Below are 20,966 nucleotides of genomic sequence, written 5' to 3' on the forward strand. Positions count from 1 at the left end.
GCCCGACCTAGGGTGGAAGAGTGACCGACGAGCGCGACAAGACCGCCTGGCGCGCGGAGATCCTCGCGCGGCGCAAGGCCCTGCCCGCCGCCGACCGGGAACGGGAGGCGGCGGCCCTGGCCGTGGCGGCCGCAGCGCTGGGCGACGCGGAGTGGGTGTGTGCCTACGTGCCCGTCGGCGGGGAGCCCGGCTCGCTGGCCATGCTCGACGCGCTGCGGGCCGCCGGGGCGCGGGTGCTGCTGCCGCTCACCGGGGAGCCCGGTCCGCTGGAATGGGCCGAGTACACCGGGCCGGAGGGGCTGCGGCGCGGTCGATTCGGACTCCGGGAACCGGACGGCGCGCCGGTCGCGAACGGGATCGCGAAGGCCGCGGCGATTCTGGTTCCGGCCCTGGCGGTGGATCGACGCGGGGTCCGATTGGGCCGCGGGGCCGGTTATTACGATCGAAGTCTGAGCGCCTGCCACGCGGGCGCGCGATTGATCGCGGTGGTGCGCGACGACGAACTCGTGGAGCGTTTGCCGGAGGAGCCGCACGACCATCGAATGGGGTGGGCACTGACCCCGTTCGGCGGCCTGCGACCGCTCGAAGATCGAGCCGGGAATTGACACCCGATTGGCAGCGTTGGCACTGCCAGCTGTAGAGTGCTAATTCGACGAAGAGCGTGGAGGTTTCCCGATGCCTACTTACTCGTATGCATGCACCGAGTGCGACAACAAGTTCGACATCGTGCAGTCCTTCTCCGATGACGCACTGACCACCTGCAACCAGTGCAACGGCAAGCTGCGCAAGCTGTTCAACTCGGTCGGCATCGTCTTCAAGGGCAGCGGCTTCTACCGCACCGACAGCCGCAACGGATCGACCTCCTCGGAGCCGGCCAAGTCCTCGTCCACCTCCTCGGACAGCAGCTCCAGCTCCACGGCGTCGAGCTCGTCGGCCCCGTCCTCGTCGACCGGCGGCTCCAGCACCTCCGCTGCCTGATCCGAGTTTCTCCACAGGCTTTCGTTGTCCACAGCCCGGGTTCGGCCCGGGCATGTCGGTATCGGGGCGGCCGTACGCTGCCCCGCATGACGCGACCGTATCGAGCCCTCCTGCAGGACCTCCGTAGCCGCCTGAACTGGGCGGACGCGGTCTTACCGCGGCGGGCCGGGGCGGTCGCGCTGCTCGTTCTGGCGGGCTTCCTGGCCGTGCGCGCCGACCCCGCGGCCGGACACACCCAGGTCCTGGTCGCCGCGCGGGACCTGCCACCCGGGCAGGTGCTGGGCGATGCCGACGTGCGGGTCGCGGCGCGGGAGACGGCGACCCTGCCCGCCGGGACTGTGCGCGAGACCGCGCGGCTGCGCGGGGCCACCCTGGCCGGCGCCCTGGCGGCGGGTGAGATCGTCACCGAGGTACGGGTGGTGGGACCGCGGCTGGCCGCGGTGGCGGCGGGCTCCGCCGATGCGCGCATCGTCCCGATTCGATTGGCGGACAATGCCGTTGCCGAAATCCTCCGGGCCGGGGACCGGGTGGACGTGGTGGCCGGCGAGGACTCCGGTGGGGGCGGGCGGCCCGCCCGGCTGCTGGCCGCCGACGCGGCCGTGGTGCTGGTGTCGGGGACGGAGAACTCGCGCGGGCGCACCGACCGGATCGTGCTGGTGGCGCTGGATGCCCGACGGGCCGCCGCGGTCGCCGCGGCCTCCCTGCGCACGGCGCTCACCGTGGTGTTCCACTGAACCGGCGCACGGGTGAACTAGCATCGCCGTATACCCCCATAACTCTGCGTTCGACCCCTCCGGTAGAGGAGTTTCGGCAATGCTCAAGGGTTTCAAAGGTTTTCTGATGCGCGGCAATGTCATCGACCTGGCGGTGGCCGTGGTCATGGGTACCGCGTTCGTCGCCATCGTCACGGCGTTCAGCGACGGCATCATCACCCCGCTGCTGGCCGTGTTCGGCAGCACCAACCAGCTCGGCCTGGGCTTCCAGCTGGTGGCCGACAAACCGGCCACCTATGTCGCCGTCGGCCCGATCATCACCGCGGGCATCAACTTCGTGATCATCGCGGCGCTGCTCTACTTCGTCCTGGTGCTCCCGTACACCAGGGCCAAGAAGCTGTGGGGCACGCAGGAGGAAGCGATCACCGATACCGAACTGCTGACCCAGATCCGCGACCTGCTCTCCGAGAAGAGCGCCGGCGGCAAGCACGAGATCTGAAGCGGGACACGGCAAGACCGAGGCGCGGAGACAGCGAACGGACCCGGCGCGAAAAGCGCCGGGCCCGTTGCCATTACCAGCTAGCGGGTATCACCCCAGGCTGAAGGGCTGGCCCCACAACGTGATCCAGCTGATCACGTTGTCGGTCTCGACCTCGACGTTCACGAAGGCACGCGCCTGCGCGTAACCGGCGCAGCCGCTCAGGCCGATGGTCTCGTCGGACCAGGTCACCGACCCGTCGGTGCCATTGAACTTGTTCTTGGTCTTGTGGGCTTCCTTGCCGTAGTCGTCGGGCATCTCGCGGTCGAGGATGTAGAACGACTTGGCCTGACCCGGACCCAGCGTCAGGTTGGCGCCGCTGTTCACACTGGCGGTCGGCGTGGCGTTCTGGCCGTTGCTCCAGTCGGCGCCGCCGCTGGCGCCACCGCTGACGTTGCCGCCGTCGATGGTGACCTGGCAACCCACCACGTAACCCGGGTAGATGTTGCCGCCGGTGGCGGTGGTGTCACCGTCGATGTGGACCTGCGCCGACGCCGAGACCCAGGCGTTGCGGTGCACGGGGGTGGCGCCCATCGACGGGCTGATGTTGGCGGACTCGCCGACCAGCTTCACCGTGACAACGGTGCCGTCGGAGAGGGTCTGGGTGATGTCGCCGCCCGGCAGCGGCACGAAGGTGTCGGCGTTCGCCGCACCGGTGGAGAACAGGCCAAGGGCTGCGGTGGCGACGGCACCGACACCGGCCACCCGCGCCGCGGTCTTACGGATGTTCATTTCTGGTTGTCCCTCAAAAGTTGAATTCGCTTACGCGAGAAAGGAGTTGGCGGGCGGAGACCACTAGCCGATGCTGAACGGCTGGCCGTAGAGAGTGGTCTTGGAGTAGTTGTCGCCGATGATCTCGACGACCGTGTACGCACGCGCCTGGGCGTAACCCGCGCAACCCTGGATCTGCATCTCGGCGTCCCGGTATTCGACCGAGTACGTACCAGCCTTCGGGACGTCCTTGAAGTCGATCTGGACGAACACCACCTGGCCAGGACCGAGGTTGAGGCCGATCGAACCACCGATCGATCCGTTGGTCAGAGAGAGCGTGCCGGAGATACCGGCCGAAACCGCGTCCTCACCGATGGACACCTGGCAGCCGACGATGTAGCCGGTGCTGATCTGCGAAGTGCCGTGCGTGGACGAGTTGTTCGATCCGGGGCTGTTGGTCGGGCCGTTGTTCGGGCCGACCGTGCCTTCCGGCGTATCGGTGATCACCGCGGAGGCAGCGCCGCTCACCCACACCACACGGCCGGCACCGTTGGCTGCGAGTGACGGCGACACGATGGCGTGTTCGCCTGTCCGAGTGATGGTGACGGTGCCCGCCGGGTTCACCTTCTGGCCGTCCGGCAACGGCACGAAGGTGTCGGCGTTAGCGGCACCAGTGGAAAAAAGGCCCATGGCCACGGCTGCGACCGCGCCGACGCCCGCAACGCGGGCCGCGGTACGCACACCATGGGTGCGGTTCTCGCTCATACTTCCCCTCATCAGGTTTCAAGCAGTTCAACCTCGACCACCGAGATTGAATTGGGACCCTTCCGAATCCCCGGTTGAGTTTGTCGCTACATTGTTGCCGCTGTGTTACTGGCCACAAATTCTTTTGGCGTAGCGACGCAGGGCACTTTACATCACAGGAGTGGCCTCTGAGACGTGAGCGAACAGGATCGACCAGGGGCCAACCACAAACCCGCAGGTATATCCAGAAAGTCGCGGATAGCAAAAGGGGCCCGATGCTAATCGCACCGGGCCCCTTGGGAATCCGCTGAGCGGAAACTGATCAGCCGAGACCGAAGGGCTGACCCCACAGCGTGTAGGCGGTGATGACGTTGTCGGTCTCGATCTGGACCGCGACGAACGAGCACCCAGGCATTGCGGTGCAGCGGGGTGGCGCCCAGGGACGGGTTGATGTTGACGGACTCCCCGGTCCCATGGAGATGGTCACGACCGCGCCGTCGTCCATGGTCTCGGTGATGGAGCGGCGTTGTCGGCGATGTTCACCTGGCAGCCGATGAGGTAGCCGGTATTGATCTGCGAGGCGCCGTGGGTCGAGGAGTTGTTGGAGCCCGGACCGTTCTCGGGGCCGTTGTTCGGGCCGACGGTGCCGTCGGGGGTGGCGGTCACGTCGGCGATGGCCTTTCCCGAGAACCGGGCGGTTCGGCCCGCGCCGTTCGCCGACAGCGACGGTGAGATGGTGGCGTGCTCGCCGACCCGGGTGACGGTGACGCCGGGTCCGACCTTTTGACCGTCCGGCAACGGCACGAAGGTGTCGGCGTTGGCGGCGCCGGTAGACAGCAGGCCGAACGCCGGAGGCCGTGGAGGCAATACCCGCGACACGGGCAGCGTGACGCAAACCGGCGGTCCGGTTCTCGCCCATGGTTCCCTCATCAGTTTTCTTGCGGACAACCCCGACCACCGCGACTGAAGAGGCCATTACGACAGCGGATTCCAGCAAAGGCAACGCACTAGCACGCTACTCAAACCAGCCAGAGCCGTAGCTTTGAAGACCAGAAGGAGACTTTAGACACAACAGCTATCAAATGGCAAATCTCCAATGAAACCCATGCCGGAACACATAACAGCGCTATGGCAATTAGCCAGCGAATGACCTCGTGACGGCATGAATTGGGCATGTGAAGTCGACGGTGTATAGCCGGATATGAATAGGTCGCGACCGTGACTCAACCGTGATAGGGAGACGCACCGGCTCAGCCGTGATGCGGCGGAACCTGGGAGCGCAGCCACTCCTCGGACGACCGGCCGGACTCGGGTTCGGGAGTACGCTCGTCCCTGGTCGTGGACGGCAGCTCGTCACCGAAGATGCGGGCCAGCCGGGCGCGCTCGGCGGGGGTGAGACGACGAGACCCCGCCCGGCGCTCGGCCGGACGGGGTGAGTCCGAGGCCTCGGGCGATGACCCGGAGGTATCGGACGACTCGGAAGGTTTCCCGGCGTCGGTCATTCCGACAGGCCGGACAATTCATCGATGACGCGGCTGGCCAGCGGGCCCAGGGTGGCCATGCCGTCGCGGATCGCGGCGCGCGAACCCGGCAGGTTCACCACCAGCGTGCTGCCCGAGACCCCGGCCAGACCGCGGGACAGGCCCGCTTCCAGCGATCCCGAGGCCAGCCCGGACGAACGCAGCGCCTCGCTGATGCCGGGCAACACCCGGTCCAGCACCTCCTCGGTGGCCTCCGGAGTCACGTCACGCGGCGACATGCCGGTGCCGCCGACCGAGATGACCAGGTCGACACCGCCGATCACTGCGGTATTGAGCGCATTGCGGATCTCCACCTCGTCGGCCTGCACCGACACCGAGGCGTCCACCAGGAACCCGGCCTCGGTGAGTAGTTCGGTGACCAGCGGACCCAGTGAGTCCACCCCGCCATGAGCGGTTCGATCGTCGACGACCACGACAAGAGCACGACCAGCCACAGCGGCATCGATTTCCATGGTGCTCACCGTAGCGTCCTTGTCCGACAACAGCTCCCAGCCCCCGCGCCTGCCTTCGCGAATCATCATCGGCCGCCCTCCGCAGCTGCCTCGCCGAGGGTCACCTCGACGGTCTTGGGGTTCTTGCCCTGGTCGTCGGTGTAGGTCACCTTGACCTTGTCGCCGGGCCGGTGCGAGCGCACACCGGCGATCAGCGAATTGCCCGAATCCACGATCTGGTCGTCGATCTTGGTGATGATCGCGTTCTTCGGGATGCCGGCCTTGGCGGCCGGGCTGTCGGGCGACACGTCCATCACGCGCGCGCCGTTGACATCGTCCTGTGCCCGCACGGTCACGCCGATCTGGGCATAGGTGGCCTTGCCGTTCTTGATCAGTTCGTCGGCCACCCGGCGCGCGGTGTCCACCGGAATCGCGAAGCCCAGGCCGATCGACCCGCTCTGCGCGCCCGCCGACTCGGCCGTGCCCATGGTGGCGATGGCGGTATTGATGCCGACCAGCTTGCCGTTCATATCGACCAGCGCGCCGCCGGAGTTGCCCGGGTTGATGGCCGCGTCGGTCTGGATGGCGTCGATGACGGTGCCCTGTGAGCCCGGCTCACCGCTGGTGGAGACCGGACGGTTCAGCGAGGAGACGATGCCGCTGGTCACCGTGCCCGCCAGGCCCAGCGGCGAACCGATCGCCACCACGCCCTGACCGACCTGCAGGTTCCCCGACTGGCCGAGATCGATCGGCTGCAGTCCGGTCTTGCCGGTGACCCGGATGACCGCGATGTCCGACACCGGATCCGCGCCCACCACGGTGGCCGGGGCGGTCGTGCCGTCGCTGAAGGCCACATCCATCTTGGCGTTCTGGCCCGCGCCGCTGACCACGTGATTGTTGGTGAGGATCAGGCCATCCGAGGACAGGATCACGCCCGACCCCTCGCCCTCGGCCCGCGCGCCCGCGACCCGGATCATGACCACGCTGGGCAGCACCTTCTGCGCGACCGCCTGCACCGACCCCTCCGGGGCGGGCGCGATCTTGCCATTGCCCACCGGCTGATCGAGCGCGTTGGTGACCGTGGAGCGGGTGTCGTTGTGGTGGGTGGCCAGCCCGCCGACCGCACCGCCGACGCCGCCGCTGAGCAGCGCCAGCACCACCGCGCCCGCGACCAGCCCGGTGCGCCCGGACCGCTTCGGCGCAGGCGCGCCCGCGTACGGCATCCCCGGACCACCCGGCATGCCCGGACCACCCGGCGCTCCTGGAATCACCTGTGCCGGATGCTGTCCGGTGACGTACCCGGCCCCCGACGCCGCGTACGACTGCCCATAGGGCCCGGCCGGAATCTCCTCGGTCGTATGCTTCCCGGCCCCGTACTGCTCCGAATACGGCTGTGCCCCGCCGAAAGCCGCGCCGTAGGCCGGAGTCCCCTGCGGCGCACCGTAAGCCGCTCCGGGCAGGATCTGGGTGGCCGGATCGACCGCACCCGAACCCGGTTGTCCCGCAACGCCGTAACCCGGTCCGCCGAAGGCCGGGGCGGCGCCCGCGGACGGCTGCGGCGGGACCGCGCCGAACTGCGGCGCGCCACCCTGGGCGTGCGGCGCACCGGCGGAGAAGGACTGCGCCGCACCGAATCCGGCGGGAGCCGCCGATTCGGGGGGCACCGATCCCGCGGGAGCGGCCGGTGCGGCGGGAGCGGCCGGTGCGGCGGGAGCGGGATGGCCCGGCTGCGCCGGTGGCGTCATTCCGCCCGGAGCGGGGTTCGCGCCCGGGTGCGGCTGCGGAGCCCCCGAGGCGGCGAAGCCGTCGAAGGGCTGGGATCCGGCCTCGGGAGTGGCGGAGCCGGCCGGGTCGCGCTTGGGCAGGCCGGACGCGGTGGTATCGGCGCCGGAGGCGGTGGGCTCGGATGCGCCTTCGGGCTCGGGGCCCCGCCCGCTTCCAGGGGACACTGTCGAATCCTCGGTCATTTCTCGTTTTCTCCTCGAGTCTCGTCGCCAAGCCTGGCGGGAACGACTGAGAGTGGACTGAGACCGTGCTTGCTTTTCGCCGAGCTTTCCCGGGTGCAGTCTCAGTCCGGTACCGAGTCGGGCTGCGGCGGCGCGCTTTCTCCAGGCAGCACGATACGGATCAAAGCGCCCCCACGGTCGGAAGTATCGATGTTGATGGTGCCGCCATGTTTGGTCACCACCTGTTTGACGATGGCCAGCCCGAGGCCGGAGCCGGGCATGGAGCGCGAGGCGGTGGTGCGGTAGAAGCGCTCGAAGACCAGCTCACGTTCGGCGGGCGGGATGCCGGGCCCGGCGTCGTCGACGGCGAACTCGAGCAGGCCGCGCCCGCTCTCGCGCATGGCGACGAAGACCTTCGCGCCCTCGGGGCTCCATTTGGCGGCGTTGTCGAGCACATTGAGCAGGGCGCGTTCCAGGCCCGGTTCGTCGCCGTAGATGAACCAGGGGCGCAGCCGGGCCTCGAATTCGATTCCGGTACGCCGCCGCCGGACGCGTTCCAGGGCCCGCTCGGCCACGTCGCCGAGGTCGATCTGCTCGTAGACGGTTTCGGGCGCGTCCTCCCGGGCCAGGTCGACCAGATCGCCCACCAGCGTGGACAACTCCTCGATCTGGGCCATCACGTCGGAGCGCAGCTCGGCCATGTCCTCATCGGGGATGCGGGGCGCGCCCGGCCGGGAGGAGGCGATGAGCAGTTCCATATTGGTGCGCAAAGAGGTCAGTGGCGTCTTCAGCTCATGGCCGGCGTCGGCCACCAGCCGGCGCTGCCGTTCCCGGGATTCGCCCAGGGCGCGCAGCATGGTGTTGAAACTCTCGGTGAGCCGGGCGAGTTCGTCGTCGCCGGTGACCGGGATGGGGGTCAGGTCGTCGGTGCGGGCGATGCGCTCGGTGGCGGCGGTCAGCCGGGCGATGGGCCGCAAGCCGGTGCGGCCCACGGTGGTTCCTGCCGCGGCGGCCACGATGACCCCGCAGCCGCCGACCACGAACAGCAGCCAGGCCAGCCGATCCAGCACCTCCTTGGTGGGCTGCAGCCGCTGCGAGACGACCAGGGTGGATCCGGAGTGGGTGCGCCGCGCCAGGACTCGCTGATCGTCGACGGTGCGCAGCGAGAAGCTGATCTCGCCGCGGGCCACCGAACGCTCCTGATTGCCGATCGGCGGGATCGTGGTCTGCGGCGGCACATACTGCGACTGATCGGGGAAGACCAGGGCCACGCCGACGTCGCTCGAGTACAGCCCGGCGAACACCAGCGACTGGAAGCCGAGGCTGTCGAGGTTGTTGTCGATCATCACCGAAGCCCGCGCCCGCAGTTGCGAATCCACGTCCGCGTACAGCGAGCGCGCCACCATGGCGTAGGCGGCGATGGAGGTGAACGCGACGGCCACGGCCACCACGGAGGCGGCCAGCAGCGTGACCCGCCAGCGCAGCGAGACGGACCGGGTCAGCGGCATCGGCGGCCGCAGTTCGGCCGACTCCGGACGAGACCCGAGTCCGGCGACCACCGGCCGCCGGGGAACGGTTCTTCCCACGAGCACGGCTCCTACGGCGGGGTCTCGCGCAGCACATAGCCGACGCCGCGCACGGTATGGATGAGACGCGGTTCACCGTCGGCCTCGGTCTTGCGGCGCAGGTAGCCGATGTACACCTCGAGCGCATTGCCCGAGGTGGGGAAGTCGTAACCCCATACCTCCTCGAGAATGCGGCTGCGGGTGAGCACCCGGCGGGGGTTGGCCATCAGCATTTCCAGCAGCGAGAACTCGGTACGGGTCAGGCTGATCTGGCGTTCGCCGCGGGTTACCTCGCGGGTGACCGGATCCAGCGACAGGTCGGCGAAGGCCATGGCCTCCGAGGACGGATCGACCGCATCGCCGGCGGTGCGGCGCAGCAGCGCGCGCAGCCGGGCCAGCAGTTCCTCCAGCGCGAAGGGCTTGGGTAGGTAGTCGTCGGCGCCGGCGTCCAGCCCGGCGACGCGTTCGGAGACCGAATCCCGTGCGGTGAGTACCAGAATCGGCAGATCGTCGCCGGTACTGCGGAGCCGGCGGCACACCTCGAGCCCGTCGAGCCGGGGCATCATGACGTCCAGGACCAGGGCGTCGGGTCGCTGACTGGCGGTCTTCTCCAGGGCGTCCAGACCGTCGACCGCGAGGTCGACGGTGTACCCGTTGAAGGTCAGCGAGCGACGCAGCGATTCCCGGACCGCGCGATCGTCGTCGACTACCAGAATGCGCATGACCACCAGTCTGCCCACAGCGACTGAGAGGCGACTGAGAAGGCCCCCTTCGACACGCCGGGCGACTCGCGCAGATGACCTGCGCATTTCACGGGAGCCCGATGCCAAGTGGTTGCGGTGTCACCCAAATTCACGCGAAACCTGTTGCGGGAAGCGCGCATTCGGAAACTAAACCTCCAAGTCGCCCGAATTGCCGTTAGTCAGCTCACGCGGTATGTTGCAGGCCGTAAAAGAAGACCCTTAGTTGGTTCCGCGCGGGTTCGACCCCAAAGCCGTACAACCGCATACGTACCCGAGGGTCAATCGTGAAAGCGGAGGCGACGGAAGCGGGATGGAAGCAGCACCCCGGTCCTGGCAATTCAGCCTGTCCAACTGGCCCGTTACCCGCAAGGTCGGGATCGTGCTGGTGCTCCCGGTGCTCCTCGCCGCGACGTTCGCGGTACTGCGCATCAACAGCGAATTGCAGACCATTTCGAAACTGAGCGCGGCGACGGAGCAGATGGACGTGCTCCGCCCCACCGTCAAATTCCTCATCACCAGCAACGAACTCGCCGTCGCCGCGATCACCGGCGGCAACCAGGACGTCGACCCCGATCTCGACGCCGCCACCGCCAAGTTCGACCAGGCCGAGGCCGAACTCGAAACAGTCCTCAAGTCCTCCAACGCCGATCCGGGTGTCACCAAGGAACTCGGCGCCTCCATCGCGGTCGCCAAGACCATGCGCAACAGCCTGCGCACCAGCTCCCCGCAGACCATCGGCGACCAGGTCGACGAGGTGCAGACCAAGGCGCAGAACGCGCTCGCGGGCGCGCCCACCGTCGGCGACCTCCGGGTACAGCAGTCCTTCCTGCAGTTCGGCGCGGCCCAGACCGCTGCCCGCCTGCTCACCCAGGAGCGGATCATGCTCGCCGCGCCCGGGGTGGGCGCCAACCCGGCGCTGCGGACCAAGCTGCTCACCGCCATCGGCGCCGAGATCACCATGATCGAGGTGTATCGCGGCATGGCGCCGGACTCGGCGCAGAACGCGAACACGCTGAAGGACAACGCCGGCGCCCGTGTCGGCATCCTGATGCAGAACGTCGCCGATCCGGGCAGCCTGCCGGCCATGCAGGACTCGTTGCACGGCAGCGCCGAGGCGTACGAGAAGGAACTCAACACCGTCGCGAACTCGATGGACGGCAAGCTGTCGCAGCTCACCACCGAGGCGCGCAACAACGTGCTTCGTGACACCTCCATCGTGATCGGCATGCTGCTGGCCGGTCTCGCGCTGGCGCTGGTGGTGGCCCGCTCGCTGGTAGTGCCGGTCCGCCGCCTGCGGCGAGACGCGTTGCAGGTGGCCCACATCGACCTGCCGCAGGAGCTCGAGGTGGTGCGCGCCGGTGGCGCGACCCCGGAGATCTCGCCGGTCGACGTGCACACCACCGAGGAGATCGGGCAGCTGGCCCGAGCCGTCGACGACATCCACTCCCAGGCCCTCCACCTGGCCGCCGAACAGGCGCGACTGCGCCTGCAGATCGGCAACATGTTCGAAACCCTCTCGCGCCGCAGCCAATCCCTCGTGGAGCAGCAGCTGTCGCTGATCGAGGAACTGGAGCGCGACGAGGACGACTCCGAGCGCCTGCAGTCGCTGTTCCGCCTCGACCACCTCGCCACCCGCATGCGCCGCAACGGCGACAACCTGCTGGTGCTGGCCGGAACCGCGCTGCGCCGTGGCCATCTCGCGCCGGTGCCGCTGTCGGACATGCTGTGGTCCTCGGTCTCGCAGGTGGAGGACTACCAGCGCGTCGAGATCGGCACCGTGCCCGACGGCATCGTCGCCGGTGAGCCGGCCGTCGACATCGAGCACCTGCTGGCCGAGCTGATCGACAACGCGCTGCGCTACTCCCCGCCCTCCACCCCGGTCGCGGTGTCGGTGGCGCGCGCCGTGGACGGCGGCTACCTGATCGAGATCACCGACCGCGGCCTCGGCATGAACGCCGAGGACCTGCAGGGCATCAACGACCGCCTGGCCTCCGGTGGCGAGGTCAATGTCGAGACGGCCCGCCGCATGGGTCTTTTCGTCGTCGGCCGGCTGGCCAAGCGGCACAACATCACCGTCAGCCTGCGCCGCACCTCGGCCATGGTGCAGCAGCCGGGCATCACCGCCAGCGTGCACCTGCCGGGCAGCCTGGTCTCGCCCGCGCCGGAGCGCGTCGGCGATCCCACCGGGCAGTACCCCGTCTCGCCGCTGCCGGTGCCCCCGTCGGCCCTGGCCTCGGGGCCGATCGCGGTGCCGTCCGGCACCGGGCCGATCGCCGTTCCGTCCGGTCCGATTCCGGTGCCCCCCAGCCCGATCCCGGGCCCGCAGCCGACGCTCGCCCCGCCGCGCCTGACCCCGGTGCCGAACCTGCCCGAGCCCGCCCCGGCCACCACCACCGGACGTTTCACCAGTTCCGGCCTGCCGCAGCGCAAGCCGGGCCTGGACACCGGTGAGCAGCCGATCGTCCCCGCGCTCCCTGAGCGGCGGCAGCCCGCGCAGTCTCAGGATCGGTTCTCCGACGGCTTCACCGACGCCTTCACCGAACCCGATGACGCGCGCGCCTACGGTGTGTCCGCGCTGCGGCCGGAACCGGTTGCGCCGCAGGGTCCCGCGCCCGCGCAGTTCTGGGGCGAGGCGAGCAGCCTGGAGCCGGACCGCTTTTCCGAGCCCATCGAGCGGCCCGAGCCCGTCGCGCCGGTCGCGCAGACCGTGGAGCCGGTGCGTCCGCCCGAGCCGCCCATTCGTCACAACGAGTGGCGTGGCGCCGAGCCGGTGGTGTGGGGCCACGATCCCGCGCCCCGGGGCCCGGAGCCGACCGCGCCGATCACCAACGGCCGCGGCACCGGCGGGAACGGATTCGGCGCCAACCCGAACGGCCCCGACACGGGCAGCTACTTCGGCAACGGGTACAGCGCCTTCGGCGACAACGATCGGCCCACGACCCCGAACCCGGCCCCCGCCACCAGCGGTAACGCCACCACCGACAGCACCCCGAACGGCAACGCCGACACCGGGGTTCGCGTCGGCGAGGCCGCACCCGCCGCCGCGCGCCCGGTCGCTCCCCCGCCCGGCCTGCGTCCGGTCGGCGAGGCACCGACCCCGATCTATCAGCGCATGGTCTCCGAGTGGCTGGTGGAGCCGGCCGACGGGAACCCGACCGGCGCTGCCTGGTCGTCGAGTTCGGACAGCGGCTGGGCCGCGGCCGAAGAGGCGGCCAATCCGACCACCACCAGTCGCACCGAGGGCGGCCTGCCGATTCGGCGGCCCGGCGCCCAGCTGGTGCCCGGTGCCGTCGCCCAGGAGGACGACGGTAGCGGCCGCAATCCGGACGAGATCCGCGACAGCCTGAGCCGGCATCTCAGCGGCGTCCGCTCCGGGCGGGCCGACTCCCAGTACAAAGACGGAGGGTATGCATGACCGACACCCAGAGCACCACCACCGATGAGAATCTGAACTGGCTGGTCACCCGCTTCACCCGGGAGGTGCCGGGCGTCTCGCACGCCGTCCTGGTCTCCGCGGACGGTCTGCTGCAGGCCACCAGCCCGCATCTGCCGGCCGATCGCGGCGAGCAGCTGGCCGCGGTCACCGCCGGTCTGGCCAGTCTGTCCGCCGGTGCCGCACAGCTTTTCGAGGGCGGCAAGGTGATGCAGTCCATCGTCGAGATGCAGCGCGGCTACCTGCTGGTCATGAGTGTCGGCAATGGCTCGCACCTGGCGGTGCTGGCCAACAAGCAGCACGACATCGGCCGCATCGGCTATGAGATGGCCCTCCTCGTCGACCGGGTCGGGTCCGTGGTCTCGGCCACCGCCCGCACTGCCTAGATGAGCCGCCCATGACCAATCCCCTTGGTGGCAGCGGTAACCGGCCACCGACCACACGAGTTCGTCCCTACGCGCTGACCTCCGGCCGCACCGAGCCGGCGGTCGATCTACCGCTCGAAGCGGTCGTCGAAACCCTGTCCTACACCGCCCATTTCGACTGGCCGGCCGGTGACGTGCGGACCGAGATCCTGCGACTCGGTACCGCGCGGCTCTCGGTCGCCGAGATCGCGGCGCACCTGGGCCGGCCGCTGGGCATGGTGCGGGTCGTCATCGGCGATCTCGTCGTCGCCGGAACCCTGCGCGTGCATTCGACTTTGAGCGATCAGGCGACCTTCGACGAGCGCCGTTCCCTGATGGAGAGGACACTGCATGGACTCCGCGCCCTATGACGGCGGAGGCTACCCCGGTGGCCCGCACGGGGGCCCCGCGTACACGACCGGGCAGTTCCCGAACCTGGCGCTGCAGTACCCGCCGCGACCGGGTGAGGAGTCGCGCACGGCCTCGACCAAGATCGTCGTAGCCGGCGGTTTCGGGGCCGGCAAGACGACATTCGTGGGCGCGGTCTCGGAGATCGTGCCACTGCGCACCGAGGCCATGGTGACCGGCTACTCCGACGGGGTCGACGACCTCGCCGCCACGCCGGGCAAGGAAACCACCACGGTGGCCATGGATTTCGGCCGCATCATCCTGCCCGGCAACCTGGTGCTGTACCTGTTCGGCACCCCCGGGCAGCGGCGGTTCTGGTTCATGTGGGACGACCTGATCCGCGGCGCCATCGGCGCGGTGGTGCTGGTCGACACCCGCCGCATCGAGGACAGCTTCGCTGCGGTGGACTTCTTCGAGGCCAAGTCGCTGCCGTTCCTGATCGCGGTCAACCGCTTCCCGGACGCGCCGCGCTTCCCGGTCGCCGAACTGCGCGAGGCGTTGAGCGTGCGCGAGGGCGTGCCGATCGTGGACATCGACGCGCGCGACCCGGCCGAGGTGCGCCGGTCGCTGGCCGCCGTCACCGAGTACGCGATCGAACGGCTCACGGCGACACAGCGCGAAACCGCCCAGCGCGGTTAGCAGTTCGCCCGACCGCGGACGCAGACGAAGACAGGGGTGTCGATGATCTACTTCTCCATGGGCTACTGGGTCCTGGCGCTGGCGTTGATCGTGTCGTTCGCGGGGGCGGCGTGCGGTCTGGCCTGTATCCGCCAGTCCACCAAGTCGGTGACGCAGCGGTTCCGGATCGTGTGGCTGTTCGTGGCGGCGGTGTCCATCGGCGGCGTCGGCGTCGCCATGCCGGTGTTCGTGTCGATGCTGGGCTTCGACATCCGGGGCAGCCAGCTGCGCTACGACAACGTGTCCATCACCCTGTTCTCGGTGCTGTCGGCGGCCACCGTGTTCGCGGCGCTGCTCATCAACGGGCGGCGCCTGGTCTGGTGGCGGCTGCTGGTGGCGGCCGGCGTCATGGCCTTCGGCTTCGGTGACGTCCACCAATTGCTGCTGGGCGCCATCCGGATTCAGGGCAGCGTGGAGCGCAGCCTGGTGTCCTCGGTGGCGGTGTACGTGATCGCCTTCGTGCTCTCGGCGCTGATGCTGTGGTTCAGCCTGTGGGTCGCCTCGGTGCCGATGGTGCTGGCGGGCGCGGTGCTCTACGCGATCATGGTGATCGGCATGCACTACGCCGGGCTGACCGGGCTCGAGGTGCACGTGGATCCGGCCGCGGCCGTGCCGCACGGCAATGTGCTGTTCAACTTCTTCGTGCCGACCTTCATCATCGGCACGCTGTCGCTGGCGATTCCGATCACGGCCATCCTGGTCGCGCCCGACCGGCGTGAGGCGCGGGCCCCGAAGGCGTCCGCCGATCCGCAGGTGGCGCACGGCACTTCGCTGCAGGCGGCCTCGCAGCAGGCCGCGGTCCAGCAGGGTCAGCGGCGGCCGGAATCGGTGCGCTGAGCGTTTCTCCTCGTCGCGCGTTGTGCGCGAGTCGTTTCCCGGGCCGGGTCGATGCCGATCGACCCGGCCCGACTCGTCTCCGGATCAACCTGCGGCGGCGGGCGTCTCGGCGCCGGTGGGATCGAGCGGGGCGGCGGTGGCGGGGTCGAGCAGGCCGAACAGTTCGCCCTGCGGCGCGGCCATGATGGCCATCCGGCCGAAGGGTCCGTCGGTGGCGGACATGAGCACGGTCGCGCCCAGCTCGACGGCCCGGGTGAGGCCGGAGTCGATGCCCGCGAACTGGAACCAGGTCAGCCAGTATGGCTGGGCGGCGGCCACACCGTTGACGCTGTCGTCGTTGATGCCGCCGACCGCCTCGGTCCCGCCGGGCGGAGTGAAGGTGGCGTAGCGCATGGCCTCGTCGTCGAATTCGGTGAAGGTGAAGCCGAAGACCTCGCCGTAGAACGCCTTCGCGGCCGCGAAATCACCGGTGTGCAGGTCGTTCCAGACGTAGGCGCCGTGCTCGTTGAACACCGCCGCGCCGTCGTGCGCGCGGGCCTCCCAGACGGCGAAGGGCGCCCCGGAGGCGTCGGCGGCCACGAACATGCGGCCGAACTCCATCACGTCGAAGGCCGGCACCAGCAGGCTGCCGCCCGCCGACGTCACCTGCTCGGCGGCCTTGTCGGCGTCGGCCACCGCGAAATACGTGGTCCACACCGACGGCACTCCGGCCTCCGGCTTGGGGCCGATGCCCGCCACCGCCTGGCCGTCGCGCAGAGCCATGAGGTATCCCCCGGCGTCCTCGCCGCCTTGCATGTCCCAGCCGAACAGCGCGGCGTAGAACTCGCCGGCCGCGGCCGGATCGTCGACCTGACAGTCGACCCAGCACGGTGTTCCCGGGGGCCAGGCCTCATTGCGTACAGGCATCGGTCATCACCTTTCCGCCTCTCCGCGACTTCAGCGCCCGGCTGAGAGCCGTTGACAGGCATGCATCCGGAGTGAAGTTGAGAGCCAACCCGATTCTGGACGTCCCCGGCGAGTTACCCCGATCGTGCGAAATCAGTCGTCGCGTTCGCTCATAGCCGACCAGTCAACCACCGCATTACAGTCCGTTCGGCGTGTCCACCGAATTACAGTGGGAGTCATGCGTTTCGGGCTGGACTACGCCGCAGGTCGTCCCGCGCCGAGTGCCATCCGGGCGGCGGGATACGACTTCGTCATCCGCTATCTGTCCGACGGTGAGCGCACCCTGCCGGGCAAGCTGCTCACGCCCGCCGAGGCGGACGACCTGCGCGCACACGGGATTTCCATCGTTTCCAACTGGGAGACCACTTCCGCCCGCATGCTGGATGGTTACGGCGCGGGCGTCACCGATGCGCGCGCAGCGCTCGCCCAGGTGCTGCGCTGCGGCGGCCGGACCGACCGGCCCATCTACTTCTCCGCCGATTTCGACGCCACCCCGCAGCAGCAGGTGCCCATCGACGCCTACCTGGACGGCGCGGCCAGTGTCATCGGACGCGCGAATGTCGGGATCTACGGCGGATATTGGCCGGTGAGACGGGCCTTGGACGCCGGAACCGCGACCTGGGCGTGGCAGACGGTGGCCTGGTCCGGCGGGAATGTCGATCAGCGCATCGCCCTATACCAGACCGGCGAGCAGGTCACGGTGGACGGCGTGCAGTGCGATGTGAACCAAACCGGCCGAGCCGACTTCGGCCAGTGGGACGCGGAAACGGAGGAACCCGACTTGACTCCCGAACAGGACGAGGTGTTGCGCGACATCCAGATCCAGCTGCGGGGACCCGGCCTCAACGGCTGGCCGCAACTGGGCACCGATGCCCAGGGCCGCGACCGGACGGTGGTGGACGGGCTGGCGGCCGCGCTGGCGAAGATCGACGAACTGCGCACCGAGATCAGCGATCTGGAGGCCACCACGGCCGAGCTCAAGGCCGAGGTGGCGCGGTTGTCCAGCCCGCCCGGCCGGCCGCGATGGCCCTTCCCCTTCTCCCTCGTGGAGGGTCCGGCCACGGCCCTCGCCGATCAGCTGGCAAAGCTCGAGCAGCTGGTGCCCGGGGTGCCGCTGCCCGGCTGGGGGATCGAGCCGAACGGTCATCCGGTCACAGCCGCCGAGACGGGACAAGCTCCGGCACGACAGTCGCCGAAACCGGTATCCGACAGCTTATTTGGCTGATTTGTCTGATTTGTTCCAGTACACGGCCTACCGCCGACCGCATCGCACGTTGCGGCGAAACAGTGCGTGACCTGGGCTGGAATCGAGCCTGAACCGGGCTCTGAAGTGGCGATGAGCGGGTTCTCCTGTGATCAGGAGAACCCGCCCTCAACGCATGAGAATACCGTCGCCAGGCCACGAGTTCACAACTTCGGGGAAACTTTTTCGCACCTGTGCCACAAGCGACCGACCGAGCCCCCACCGGGCGACGCTCGGGCAGATCTCAGACAGGACAGCAACTTCGGGGCTATTGTCGGGGTCGTCCGATCTTCCTGCTCCAGCTCCCGACGAAGGAGCGACGCGCTCGGCGTAAGACCATCGCCGACCTCGGCAAGGACAAGTACTTCCGTCTTGCCGCCACGCAGGTGCACCTGGCCGCCGAAGGAGAGCTGACGGTTTCCGGGGCCGGGCCCCGGCCATCGGAAATAAGAAGGTTCGGGGGTATAGCCCCCGAACCTCCCTGGAAGTCAACGGATTTCAGCGCTCACCCGGATCGATCAGCCCGCGTTCGACCGCCCGCGCGATCCGGCGCGGCACCCGGTACTCCACTCCCCCGACCACGACCGACACCAGATCCGGCGGCGTCGCCTTCCACTGCGACCGGCGGCTGCGCGTATTCGAGCGCGACATGCGGCGTTTGGGGACGGCCATCAGATGCCCTCCTCGCCGGTCGCCGAATCACGGCCCGCGCGAACGCGTTTGCCATAGCGGCGCTCGAATTTCTCCACCCGGCCCGCGGTGTCGAGCACCCGCTGATTACCGGTCCAGAACGGATGGGAATCCGAGGTCACGTCCACCACCAGCAGCGGGTAGGTATTGCCGTCCTCCCACTCGATGGTGCGGGTGGAGACCGCGGTGGAACGGGTCAGGAAGCACGTCCCGGTGCTCACGTCCTGGAAGACCACCGGATGGTAGTCGGGGTGAATTCCCTGTCGCATCAGTTCACCTTTCGTTGTTGCGGGTCATGCCGTCCCCGGTGACGGGCGTCGACCGGGTGGTGTCGCACGGTTCCTCGTGCTGGTCGCCGAACGGGTCCGCCCACAGCGCGACCCGCTCCGGCGCGAAGCGCACCTGCCGCAGTTCGTCCTCGTCCACCAGCGCCCAGTGCAGTGCGTGGCGGACCTCCTCCGGATCGGCGCCGGCGACCAGGATCACCAGCGAGGTGTGGCGGTCGCCGAAATGCTCGTGCCAGCGCAGCGCGGCCAGCGCGCGGCGCTCCAGATCCACCTCGTCCGTTTCCCCGGATGTCATGGCCGCCAGCCACTTTCCCGCACCGCCGACCCGCAGCCCGCCGCCCGCGGACTCCAGCCACATCACCTCATCGGGCTGGGTGGCCAGCCACATCCGGCCCCGCGCGCTCACCACGCCGTCCAGCAGCACGTCGATGGCCGAGTGCAGCCGGTCCGGGTGAAAGGGGCGGTCGGTGGCGAATTCCACCAGTGCCACACCGCAATCCGGCTCCAGCGGCGGACCGCCGGCCAGCAGCGGGGCGTGCGGATCGAAGGGCGCGCCGCGGCGTGCCTCCGCGGGTATCCGGCGCAGCAGCCAGGTCAGGTCGTCGGCGCCCAGCCCGGCCGGCCCGGCCACCCAGGCGACGGGGGCGCGCGGCGCCAGCCGGGCCAGCACGGCGGCGGTGCGCTCGCGATCCAGCGGATCGGCGTCACCGTCGAAAACCATCAGGGCATCGGCGAATTCGACCTGCCCGACGGCCAGTTGGGCCACCGTGCGCTCGTCCTCGGCGGTGGCGTGGCCGCGTTCGGACAGGGTCTCGTCGCCGGTGGCGTCGGCCAGCCAGTCGCGGGCGTCGACACAGGTCAGGACGGTGTCGACGCGCACGCTGCGCCCGGCCGGGCCGTCGACCCGCCCGACCACACCGGTCACCGTCACGTCGGCGACGGCCCGGCACACCGCCTCCGCCTCGAAGGCCGGATCCAGCGCGAGCACGATGCGCCGCACCGAATCCCGCTCGGCGAGCAGGCACAGGTAGGGCAGCAGGTCGGCGCGCAGGGTGCAGGAGACGCAGCCGTGCGCGAGTTCCAGCACGGTGACCTGTTCGCGGCCGTCGACGCGGACGATGCGGCGCACCACGCCGTGGTGCAGTTCGCTCGGATCGTGGCGGACCACCACGGTGCCGGGTTCGGCGCCGAGCAGCAGCGCGGACCGTGCCACGCCGTCGGCAGCGCGGCCGGGGAGTCCGGCGAGGACGAGCACGGGCTTGTGTTGGGACGCCACCGGTCCCCCTTTCGACAATGATTTTCAATTACTGAGGACCGAGGGTACCGTGGAATACCTTCGTTGTCGAAAACGATTGTCATGAACATCTACCACCGGAAGGGAGTGCCCATGTCGGCCATCTGCCAGGTCACCGGTCGCAAGCCGGGCTTCGGCAAGTCCGTATCGCACTCGCACAAGCGGACCAACCGGCGCTGGGACCCCAATATCCAGCGCAAGACCTACTACCTGCCCAGCGAGGACCGGCGCATCACGCTCAGCGTCTCCGCCAAGGGCATCAAGACCATCGACCGCGACGGCATCGAGGCAGTGGTAGCCCGGCTGCGCGCCCGTGGCGAGAAGATCTGAAAGGGAGAACGATGGCATCGAAATCGACCGACATCCGGCCCGTCGTCAAGCTGAAGTCCACCGCCGGGACGGGATACACCTACGTCACCCGCAAGAACCGGCGCAATGATCCCGACCGGATGATCCTGAAGAAGTACGACCCGATCGCCCGCAGGCACGTCGACTTCCGCGAGGACCGGTGACGTGGCCAAGAAGTCCAAGATCGCCAAGAACGAACAGCGCAAACTCGTCGTCGCCAGATGGGCCGAGCGGCGGGCCGAATTGAAGGAGATCATCCGCAAACCGGCAAGTAGCGACACCGAAAGGGCGGCCGCGCAGGCCGCCCTGCAGAAACTGCCGCGCGATGCCAGTCCGGTACGATTGCGCAATCGGGACGCCGCGGACGGACGCCCGCGTGGTCATCTCCGCAAGTTCGGCCTCTCGCGCGTGCGCGTTCGCGCGATGGCCCATCGAGGAGAGCTGCCCGGTGTGCACAAATCGAGCTGGTAAGCATCCACGATTCGTGAG

General features: G+C 69.0%; 24 protein-coding genes and 1 pseudogene. 13 read left to right on the top strand and 12 right to left on the bottom strand.

Going from position 1 to position 20,966, the window contains the following annotated elements; all coding sequences use genetic code 11:
• Positions 1-20: 20 nt before the first annotated feature.
• From ON33_RS24920 to mscL, 4 genes are all read left to right on the top strand, one after another.
• A complete protein-coding gene (locus ON33_RS24920; protein WP_040861488.1) occupies positions 21-605 on the top strand; it encodes a 5-formyltetrahydrofolate cyclo-ligase in 585 nt (194 codons plus the stop codon).
• 70 nt (positions 606-675) lie between these two features.
• On the top strand, positions 676-978 hold the full coding sequence (locus tag ON33_RS39970; RefSeq protein ID WP_083869274.1) for an FmdB family zinc ribbon protein: 303 nt from the start codon (positions 676-678) through the stop codon (positions 976-978).
• A gap of 86 nt (positions 979-1,064) precedes the next feature.
• Positions 1,065-1,712 carry an SAF domain-containing protein gene (locus ON33_RS24930; RefSeq protein ID WP_051152754.1) on the top strand — a complete coding sequence of 216 codons (648 nt, stop codon included), beginning with the start codon at positions 1,065-1,067 and terminating at the stop codon, positions 1,710-1,712.
• Between the two features lie 79 nt (positions 1,713-1,791).
• Positions 1,792-2,190, top strand: a complete 399-nt coding sequence (mscL, locus tag ON33_RS24935; RefSeq protein ID WP_040861490.1) for a large conductance mechanosensitive channel protein MscL — start codon at positions 1,792-1,794, stop codon at positions 2,188-2,190.
• A gap of 90 nt (positions 2,191-2,280) precedes the next feature.
• On the opposite strand, the gene ON33_RS24940 is transcribed toward mscL, so the two are convergent.
• The 8 genes and pseudogenes from ON33_RS24940 to ON33_RS24975 all read right to left on the bottom strand — a co-directional run bounded on the left by ON33_RS24940 (position 2,281) and on the right by ON33_RS24975 (position 9,889).
• Positions 2,281-2,961 (bottom strand): MspA family porin, encoded by a 681-nt coding sequence (locus ON33_RS24940; RefSeq protein ID WP_040861491.1) that lies wholly within the window; start codon positions 2,959-2,961, stop codon positions 2,281-2,283.
• 63 nt (positions 2,962-3,024) lie between these two features.
• The gene (locus ON33_RS24945) at positions 3,025-3,705 is read right to left on the bottom strand and encodes an MspA family porin (RefSeq protein ID WP_040861492.1); all 681 of its coding nucleotides are present in this window, start codon (positions 3,703-3,705) and stop codon (positions 3,025-3,027) included.
• Positions 3,706-4,206: 501 nt separating this feature from the next.
• Positions 4,207-4,603 (bottom strand): annotated as a pseudogene (locus ON33_RS24950) (MspA family porin); the annotation flags it as partial.
• Positions 4,604-4,934: 331 nt separating this feature from the next.
• Positions 4,935-5,186 carry a hypothetical protein gene (locus ON33_RS24955; RefSeq protein WP_040861493.1) on the bottom strand — a complete coding sequence of 84 codons (252 nt, stop codon included), beginning with the start codon at positions 5,184-5,186 and terminating at the stop codon, positions 4,935-4,937.
• Positions 5,183-5,677: a MogA/MoaB family molybdenum cofactor biosynthesis protein gene (locus tag ON33_RS24960; RefSeq protein WP_218001508.1), complete on the bottom strand. Its 495-nt coding sequence runs from the start codon at positions 5,675-5,677 to the stop codon at positions 5,183-5,185. Before ON33_RS24960 ends, ON33_RS24955 begins: the two co-directional genes overlap by 4 nt.
• 65 nt (positions 5,678-5,742) lie before the next feature.
• Positions 5,743-7,002, bottom strand: a complete 1,260-nt coding sequence (locus tag ON33_RS24965) for a S1C family serine protease (protein WP_444543766.1) — start codon at positions 7,000-7,002, stop codon at positions 5,743-5,745.
• Positions 7,003-7,724: 722 nt separating this feature from the next.
• Positions 7,725-9,110 (bottom strand): sensor histidine kinase, encoded by a 1,386-nt coding sequence (locus ON33_RS24970; RefSeq protein WP_083869280.1) that lies wholly within the window; start codon positions 9,108-9,110, stop codon positions 7,725-7,727.
• 89 nt (positions 9,111-9,199) lie between these two features.
• Complete coding sequence (locus ON33_RS24975; protein WP_040861539.1) at positions 9,200-9,889, bottom strand: response regulator transcription factor; 690 nt, start codon at positions 9,887-9,889, stop codon at positions 9,200-9,202.
• A 331-nt stretch (positions 9,890-10,220) separates the two neighbouring features.
• Between ON33_RS24975 and ON33_RS24980 the strand changes: the two genes are divergently transcribed.
• The 5 genes from ON33_RS24980 (at position 10,221) to ON33_RS25000 (ending at position 15,670) form a co-directional block, all read left to right on the top strand.
• Positions 10,221-13,325 (top strand): sensor histidine kinase, encoded by a 3,105-nt coding sequence (locus tag ON33_RS24980; RefSeq protein WP_040861495.1) that lies wholly within the window; start codon positions 10,221-10,223, stop codon positions 13,323-13,325.
• Complete coding sequence (locus ON33_RS24985) at positions 13,322-13,729, top strand: roadblock/LC7 domain-containing protein (protein ID WP_051152756.1); 408 nt, start codon at positions 13,322-13,324, stop codon at positions 13,727-13,729. The genes ON33_RS24980 and ON33_RS24985 overlap by 4 nt, the downstream gene beginning before the upstream one ends.
• Before the next feature lie 11 nt (positions 13,730-13,740).
• Positions 13,741-14,118 carry a DUF742 domain-containing protein gene (locus tag ON33_RS24990; protein ID WP_040861496.1) on the top strand — a complete coding sequence of 126 codons (378 nt, stop codon included), beginning with the start codon at positions 13,741-13,743 and terminating at the stop codon, positions 14,116-14,118.
• Between the two features lie 64 nt (positions 14,119-14,182).
• Positions 14,183-14,794: a GTP-binding protein gene (locus tag ON33_RS24995; RefSeq protein ID WP_373281062.1), complete on the top strand. Its 612-nt coding sequence runs from the start codon at positions 14,183-14,185 to the stop codon at positions 14,792-14,794.
• Positions 14,795-14,830: 36 nt separating this feature from the next.
• Positions 14,831-15,670, top strand: coding sequence for an MHYT domain-containing protein (locus ON33_RS25000; protein ID WP_051152757.1), 840 nt, complete (start codon positions 14,831-14,833; stop codon positions 15,668-15,670).
• An 84-nt stretch (positions 15,671-15,754) separates the two neighbouring features.
• On the opposite strand, the gene ON33_RS25005 is transcribed toward ON33_RS25000, so the two are convergent.
• Positions 15,755-16,576, bottom strand: coding sequence for a VOC family protein (locus ON33_RS25005; RefSeq protein WP_040861497.1), 822 nt, complete (start codon positions 16,574-16,576; stop codon positions 15,755-15,757).
• A gap of 217 nt (positions 16,577-16,793) precedes the next feature.
• Between ON33_RS25005 and ON33_RS38550 the strand changes: the two genes are divergently transcribed.
• Positions 16,794-17,840 (top strand): DUF1906 domain-containing protein, encoded by a 1,047-nt coding sequence (locus tag ON33_RS38550; protein ID WP_051152758.1) that lies wholly within the window; start codon positions 16,794-16,796, stop codon positions 17,838-17,840.
• A gap of 516 nt (positions 17,841-18,356) precedes the next feature.
• On the opposite strand, the gene rpmF is transcribed toward ON33_RS38550, so the two are convergent.
• The 3 genes from rpmF to mrf are packed head-to-tail and all read right to left on the bottom strand — an operon-like array spanning position 18,357 to position 20,111.
• Positions 18,357-18,530 carry a 50S ribosomal protein L32 gene (gene rpmF / locus ON33_RS25015; protein WP_040861498.1) on the bottom strand — a complete coding sequence of 58 codons (174 nt, stop codon included), beginning with the start codon at positions 18,528-18,530 and terminating at the stop codon, positions 18,357-18,359.
• Positions 18,530-18,817, bottom strand: coding sequence for a type B 50S ribosomal protein L31 (locus ON33_RS25020; RefSeq protein WP_040861499.1), 288 nt, complete (start codon positions 18,815-18,817; stop codon positions 18,530-18,532). Before ON33_RS25020 ends, rpmF begins: the two co-directional genes overlap by 1 nt.
• A 4-nt stretch (positions 18,818-18,821) precedes the next feature.
• A complete protein-coding gene (mrf, locus tag ON33_RS25025) occupies positions 18,822-20,111 on the bottom strand; it encodes a ribosome hibernation factor-recruiting GTPase MRF (protein ID WP_040861500.1) in 1,290 nt (429 codons plus the stop codon).
• Positions 20,112-20,222: 111 nt separating this feature from the next.
• Here mrf and rpmB point away from each other — a divergent pair, with 111 nt between their 5' ends.
• From rpmB to rpsN, 3 genes are read left to right on the top strand one after another with little or no spacing between them, the layout of a single operon-like run.
• The gene (rpmB, locus tag ON33_RS25030) at positions 20,223-20,459 is read left to right on the top strand and encodes a 50S ribosomal protein L28 (RefSeq protein ID WP_040861544.1); all 237 of its coding nucleotides are present in this window, start codon (positions 20,223-20,225) and stop codon (positions 20,457-20,459) included.
• 11 nt (positions 20,460-20,470) lie between these two features.
• Positions 20,471-20,641 carry a 50S ribosomal protein L33 gene (rpmG, locus tag ON33_RS25035; RefSeq protein ID WP_040861501.1) on the top strand — a complete coding sequence of 57 codons (171 nt, stop codon included), beginning with the start codon at positions 20,471-20,473 and terminating at the stop codon, positions 20,639-20,641.
• A 1-nt stretch (position 20,642) separates the two neighbouring features.
• Positions 20,643-20,948 (top strand): 30S ribosomal protein S14, encoded by a 306-nt coding sequence (gene rpsN, locus ON33_RS25040; RefSeq protein ID WP_040861502.1) that lies wholly within the window; start codon positions 20,643-20,645, stop codon positions 20,946-20,948.
• The last annotated feature ends 18 nt before the right edge of the window (positions 20,949-20,966 follow it).

This window comes from Nocardia niigatensis NBRC 100131 (assembly GCF_000308655.1).
Classification (GTDB): domain Bacteria; phylum Actinomycetota; class Actinomycetes; order Mycobacteriales; family Mycobacteriaceae; genus Nocardia; species Nocardia niigatensis.